Source organism: Chamaesiphon sp. OTE_20_metabat_361 (assembly GCF_031364565.1).
The window spans coordinates 1-5,695 of sequence record NZ_JANLWO010000262.1 but is presented as its reverse complement, the minus strand read 5'-3'; the positions used below and the strand labels follow the sequence as shown (position 1 = coordinate 5,695).

The following is a 5,695-nucleotide window of genomic DNA, read 5'->3' as shown; positions in this document are numbered from 1 at the left end:
CGTCGAAGGGAGCATTACGATCCTGACTACCAATCATCGCGAACAGCTCGATCCAGCCTTGATTCGCCCCGGTCGGTGCGATCGCGAATTCGAGCTAGGTTATCTGACCGCTCAAAGTTGCGCCAAGATGTTTGTCTGTTTCTTCCCCGACCCGCAATTAGGTGAGTTAGTCGCGCAGCAGTTGGGCGATTATCGGGTTTCTCCAGCGGCTTGGCAAAATTATCTTCAGTGTCAGGATAGTGGGGAAGCGGCGGTGGCTAATTGCAATTTTGCTGCTTTACAAGTTGTCGAGTAATTGGGGATGAGATACTCTCGATCGACTCTTTTAAATGTTGTCTGGATCGATACCCAATTCCCGTAATTTAGCAGCTAATTTGTTCGAGCGGTCTCGTTCTTGTGCCACTTGTACTTGGGCTTGCAATACTCGATCGCGTTCTTGTGCCACTTGTGCTTGAGCTTGCAATACTTGCGCTCGTTCTTGTGCCAGTTGTGCTTGAGCTTGCAATACTTGCGCTCGTTCTTGTGTCACTTGTGCTTGAACTTGCACTACTTGTGCTCGTTCTTGTACCACTTGTGCTTGAGCTTGTCTGATTTGCTCGGCTGGCGTAGGATAGCGTCGATTGTGTTCGTTATACCAATACAACCAATCTCGCGTTAATCCACCATAATCGCCGCGCTCATAGCCGATACCCAGCCCAATTTCCGGCATCCAAAACGGATTACTATCTTGCAACTCATACTTGTCATTTACAAGTTTGTGAATCTCTAGTTTCGGCTTGCGTCGCCGCTTGGAGTTGTAAATGACATAGTATAAGACGCCCATTCTGGCATATTCGTCGAGCTTGCTGGTATATTCTCGACCGGGAGTACCCGAAACTACTTCCAGCACAAAACTTGGTACGACTTGCTCTTCCCATAGTACATAGCTGGGACGCAGTTCTTCATCATAAAATCGCTCGACACCTAAACTCAAGAAACCATCAGGCACGATCGGTGGTTGCTCTGGATGATAATAGATTCCCATATCGATCCCAAAGAACCAATCCATCCGATCGACCCATAAGATCTGTAAGATCGATTTGAGCAAGCCAGGTATGAGTTCCTGAAGTTCATTATCCACTGGAGTATCGTCAGAGCAGGGTAATTCGTCGGCGGTGGGTAGGTATCTGGGTAGTTCGTACTGGAACATGGCTACTATACCAAAAGATCTATCAACATTTTACTCGTTTGTTCTACAAATGTCTCCCTGACAGATAGATCGCACAGAATAAAACCCACTCCAATATCGATCTTCTCGATCGATTGGAGCGGGTTTTGCAAGTTTTTTAGAATTTCTAGCGGTAGATAGTAATTTACTTACGCATCATCTAGAGCAGCAATTCCAGGTAAGACTTTGCCTTCTAGTAATTCTAATGAAGCACCGCCACCTGTCGAAATGTGGCTCATTTGGTCGGCTAAATTAGCTTTTTCTACCGCTGCAACTGAGTCGCCACCGCCGATAATCGTAATCGCGCCAGTTTTGGAGATTTGAGCGAGAGTGTCGGCTACGGCAAACGTACCAGCCGCAAATTTGTCCATTTCAAATACACCCATCGGGCCGTTCCAAATTACGGTTTTGCAGTCAGCTAGAGCAGCTTGGAACACTTTAATAGAATCAGGGCCGATATCTAATCCCATCCAACCATCGGGAATGTTATTAACATTAACGACTTGGACATTTGCATCAGCAGCAAATTTATCAGCTACGACAACATCAGTAGGTAATAAAAATTCAACGCCGCGTTCTTTCGCTTTAGCTTCCAGCGCCCGAGCGAGGTCTAATTTGTCATCTTCAACCAAGGAGTTACCAACTTTCAAACCGCGTGCTTTGTAGAAAGTGAAAATCATCCCACCGCCGAGGAATAATTTGTCGCACTTATCGAGGAGAGTTTCGATTACACCGATTTTACTCGATACTTTAGAACCACCGACGATCGCGGCTAACGGCTTTTGCGGCTTTTCGATCGCGTTTTGGAGATATTCCAATTCTTTTTCGATTAAGTAACCAGCAACTGAAGGACTCAGATACTTGGTGACGCCTTCTGTCGAAGCGTGGGCACGGTGTGCGGTACCGAAAGCGTCGTTGACATATAAGTCAGCATTCGCCGCTAATTTCTTCGCAAATTCGGGATCGTTTTTCTCTTCTTCAGGGTAGAAACGGACGTTTTCAAGCAGTGCAACTTGTCCATTTGCCATTGCCGCGATTTGTCTAGCGACTTCATCGCCGATACAGTCATTGCATTTGACTACATCTTGCCCTAATAGCTCCGATAATCGCTTGGCAACGGGAGTCAGACGCAATTTCTCATCGACACCTTTGGGACGACCGAAGTGGCTGCTGAGGATGACTTTAGCACCTTTACCAGTCAGATCTTTGATGGTGGGCAGCGCCGCCCGAATCCGGGTATCGTCGGTGATATTTCCGGCGTCGTCCACAGGTACGTTAAAATCAGCGCGAACGAGGACGCGCTTCCCGGTGAGATCGGCAGCGGATAGGCTGGCAATGGACTTCTTAGACACTGGTTAAACTCCTTAAAACTAGTTGGTGGTTAATTTTGTTTTGATATAAAAGCTGAGAAAATTTAGTAATACCGAATCTGTGTACTGTATTAAAGAAAACATTTAGCTCTGCCGTTTCACAATTCTACCGGAAAACCCGTGTAGATTTGTTACCAATCTCGATCGAGTTGAAGCTGGAGATCGAAAATGAGATGATTAAGAGGATAAACGCCAGGATTCCTTAGCCTCGTGTCATTATGTTTAACAAAATCCTATTCCCACTCGATCGATCTCGCGAATCTCAAGAAGCCATTAATGTGGCGATCGATCTGGTACAAAAATATCAAAGTAAGCTAACTTTATTATCGGTCGTCGAGACACCAGATCTCGATGCCGAAGTCCTCGAAGATCCCGTGATGCAATCTCCAGACGCGATCGATCGGTTGCTACATGCGGCGCAGGAACTATGTGCCCAGCGAGGGATTACAGCGGAAATCTTGCAGCGGGAAGGTAAGCCAGCGTTTACAATCTGCGATGTGGCTGACGAACTCAATGTCAATCTGATCGTGATGGGCAGTCACGGGATCGGTTTGGATTTGGAACATACAGCCGAAAGTGTGGCGAGTCGAGTGATAAATCTCTCGCCATGTCCGGTGTTAATCGTGCCGTAGGGATAGTGAATAGTGGATAGTGAATAGTGAATAGTCTGCTAAATAACCCAAGTTGCTATTTATAAGCAAAGCAGTTAGAAACCGCTCCTCTGCGGCGATAGCCTGCTGGAGCCAAATGCAGACGCTATGAGGACTGACATATCAAAACTTACTTCTATTAACTATCCACTATCCACTATTCACTATTTATCCATCATCGCTGGTAAATCTGTGACACCAGGCTGATAACCCATCTGAGTGAGTAAAGTTGTAAGTTGTCCCCGATGGTGAGTTTGATGGTTGAACATATGCGTCACCAGCAGCCAGTGGGGACGGGTGCGCGTAAATCCAGAACTATTGGTATAGGTAAAATCCGTATTCAGCCAGTCTGGCGTTAAATCTTGTGCCCAATCGATAATCGTCCGTTGGCGTAGCCTTTCCTTGGAAAATCGAGTCGTTCCCGTTCGCTCCGTAACTCGCTAAAATCACTATATAGATCCCCATCGAGTTTGGCGACAAATGGTGCTTGTGTAAATCGACCCAGCCAAATCCGATCGGCAACCAGAATATGATTGAGAGTACCATGTACCGATTTAAAAAAAGCCCCGCGATCGGATTTGCGATTGCCATCGGGAATCTCAGCACAGACAGCATATAGCTTCTGATTCATCCATTTATTGTATGTCGCGATCGTCCTGTAGTAATCCATAACTGTTCGGTATCGGGTTGCAGGTATTTATTTAGTATTAAATTCTCAGAAATTTGGGATGTATGTCCGATCGCCCGATCGGTGGCACGACCTAAACATTTATAATAATAGCAAGACATGAAACCTAGATGGTGAGCTGAAAACTAGATGGTGGGCAGCGGCTCGCGCTCTGGAGGTTCCCTCCAGGTTGAGCGAGACAAGACAGTGCCCACCCTACTTAATGGCTATTACCTTTTACCTTTTACCTTTTACCTCTTACCCCTTACCCTCTTCCCCTCCACCCCATGCCTTCTGTAATTGTAGATAGCAAAAACCGCCTGACAGACTTGATTAAGCGTTACCGCGATCGGGTGGATTATTTGGCGATTAGACTAGAAGAGTCCGAAGGGACAGATATTTTGATTCGGGGTGATAAAGTCGAAACCCTGAGCGAAGATCTCGCCGTCGGAGGACAGGTGCGGGCTTGTTATAAAGGTGGCTGGGGGTTTGCGAGTTTCAATCGCTTGGAAACATTAGCCGAACGGATCGAAGAAGCGATCGCCGCCGCGCGAATTATCGGTGAAGATGAGACAATATTGGCACCGATCGAGATTATTCAGACTAGTTGTAGTTTACCGCTGACAGGTACCGATCCGCGCCACATCCCGATCGCACACAAGAAGACACTGTGCGAACATTACAATCATATTTTACAGACTACCGATCGGCGGATTGCCACGACTTCAGTTCGCTATGGTGATAGTGCCCAGCATATCGTCCTGGCGACTTCCGAAGGTACCCTAATCGAGCAATCGTGGATCGATATGGAGATTCGGTTTGCAGCTACAGCGCGGAATGGCGATACCGTCCAAACCGGACGCGAAACCCTCGGCTCCCGCAAGGCTTATGAAGACACCATCGGACTCGATCGACAGGTCGAGAGTGCCGCTCAACGTGCCGTTGCTGCCCTGTTCCTGCCCCCGGTCAAGGGCAATGCCTATACAGTGGTGATCGACCCCATTTTGACAGGCTTGTTCGTTCATGAGGCATTTGGACACCTCTCCGAAGCCGATTCGATGTATGAAAATCCCGACCTGTTGGAAGTGATGACAATGGGGCGGCGCTTCGGCTGCAACGATTTACAAATCTTCGATGGTGCGGCACCAGAAGGACATCGCGGCAGTTATTTATATGACGATGAAGGCACTCCAGCCACGACGACGCAATTAATCGAGGATGGCGTATTGGTAGGGCGACTGCACTCGCGGGAGACGGCGGGGAAATTGGGTGAAACGGCGACGGGAAATGCTCGGTGCCTAAATTACCATTATCCTCCGATCGTGCGGATGACGAATACTTGGATCGATCGGGGACATACGCCCGTCGCGGATCTATTTGCGGATATCAAAGAGGGTGTATATGCCCGCAACTGGCTCGGCGGGATGACAAACGGCGAGATGTTTACCTTTAGCGCGGGTGAAGCGTGGATGATCCGCAATGGGGAAATTGCCGAACCAGTGAGGGATGTGACGCTATCGGGGAACGTGTTTAAAACGTTAGGCGATATTGAAGGTATCGGCGATGATTTCTATTGGGATGAGTCTGGCGGCTGTGGAAAAGCCGGACAAGGTGGTTTGGCGGTTGGGGTTGGCGGGCCGAGTTTACGAATTCGCGATGTAGTCGTCGGGGGCGATATGGATGACTTGGAGGACGATGAGTAAGGAAATGCCCGAACAGTCTATTGTGGCGTGGAAAGCGTTCTCTTAATTTTTATCATAAACGAGTTATGCTACTGGATGGTTTGTCATAACCGTCAAGC

Annotated in this window: 6 protein-coding genes and 1 pseudogene; 3 read left to right on the top strand and 4 right to left on the bottom strand. The window is 47.9% G+C overall.

Annotated features, from left to right (window positions below):
- Positions 1-295, top strand: a 295-nt coding sequence (locus tag RMO35_RS07685) for an AAA family ATPase (RefSeq protein ID WP_309739906.1), incomplete at its 5' end; no start/stop codon positions are given.
- Positions 296-325: 30 nt separating this feature from the next.
- Here RMO35_RS07685 and RMO35_RS07680 read toward each other — a convergent pair.
- Together RMO35_RS07680 and RMO35_RS07675 are read right to left on the bottom strand one after the other, a co-directional pair.
- Complete coding sequence (locus RMO35_RS07680) at positions 326-1,189, bottom strand: Uma2 family endonuclease (RefSeq protein ID WP_309739904.1); 864 nt, start codon at positions 1,187-1,189, stop codon at positions 326-328.
- Positions 1,190-1,356: 167 nt separating this feature from the next.
- The gene (locus RMO35_RS07675; RefSeq protein WP_309739901.1) at positions 1,357-2,559 is read right to left on the bottom strand and encodes a phosphoglycerate kinase; all 1,203 of its coding nucleotides are present in this window, start codon (positions 2,557-2,559) and stop codon (positions 1,357-1,359) included.
- Positions 2,560-2,795: 236 nt separating this feature from the next.
- Between RMO35_RS07675 and RMO35_RS07670 the strand changes: the two genes are divergently transcribed.
- Entirely contained in the window at positions 2,796-3,209 is a 414-nt protein-coding gene (locus RMO35_RS07670) for a universal stress protein (protein WP_309739896.1), read from the top strand.
- Positions 3,210-3,391: 182 nt separating this feature from the next.
- Here the strand turns inward: RMO35_RS07670 and RMO35_RS25230 are convergent.
- Together RMO35_RS25230 and RMO35_RS07655 are read right to left on the bottom strand one after the other, a co-directional pair.
- Positions 3,392-3,897: pseudogene (locus RMO35_RS25230) on the bottom strand (DinB family protein).
- Positions 3,855-4,016 carry a hypothetical protein gene (locus RMO35_RS07655; protein WP_309739892.1) on the bottom strand — a complete coding sequence of 54 codons (162 nt, stop codon included), beginning with the start codon at positions 4,014-4,016 and terminating at the stop codon, positions 3,855-3,857. Before RMO35_RS07655 ends, RMO35_RS25230 begins: the two are co-directional and overlap by 43 nt.
- A 165-nt stretch (positions 4,017-4,181) precedes the next feature.
- On the opposite strand from RMO35_RS07655, the gene RMO35_RS07650 reads away from it, so the two are divergent.
- Positions 4,182-5,597 carry a TldD/PmbA family protein gene (locus RMO35_RS07650; protein WP_309739889.1) on the top strand — a complete coding sequence of 472 codons (1,416 nt, stop codon included), beginning with the start codon at positions 4,182-4,184 and terminating at the stop codon, positions 5,595-5,597.
- Positions 5,598-5,695: the final 98 nt, after the last annotated feature.